Genomic DNA, 495 nt, shown 5'->3' with positions numbered 1-495 from the left:
TTTCTACACCTTATGCGTATGATCACACAGTCTTAGTTGTTCGTAATGATAATACGACAATTACTTCGTTTGATGATTTAAAAGGAAAGACAACTGCTAATTCGATTGGATCTACCTATATGGAATTGGGTGAAGACTATGGGGCTACTGTAAAAGGCGTAGATGATTTAACGAAATGTATGGATCTTGTAAAGAGTGGTGGTGTGGATGCGACAATCAATGCAGCTACTTCTATCAATGATTATCTTCAGACGACAAAGGATAGTTCATTTAAAATTGTTGATCAATCTAAAGAATCTACACCCTATGCCATCCCAATGGTAAAAGGGGATGATAATGCCTCTTTAAAGAAAGCTGTAAATAAGGCTTTAAAAGAACTAAAAGAAGATGGAACTTTATCTAAGATTTCTATCAAGTATTTTGGTGAGGATCTAACGAAAGAATAAGCGGCTATGCCGTTTTTCTTTTTGCTTGAAATATAAAAATAATTTATAA

The 495-nt window shown here is 33.9% G+C and carries 1 protein-coding gene; it reads left to right on the top strand.

The genetic code is table 11. The annotated features are described in order from the left end of the window. Positions 1–446 (top strand): transporter substrate-binding domain-containing protein (locus tag ACZQCL_RS07935; protein ID WP_482482643.1); only part of this gene is annotated, 446 nt, incomplete at its 5' end. Positions 447–495 lie beyond the last annotated feature (49 nt).

This window comes from Holdemanella sp., assembly GCF_056804935.1.
The sequence above is the reverse complement of the archived record's forward strand: the minus strand, read 5'-3'. Positions and strand labels throughout refer to the sequence as shown.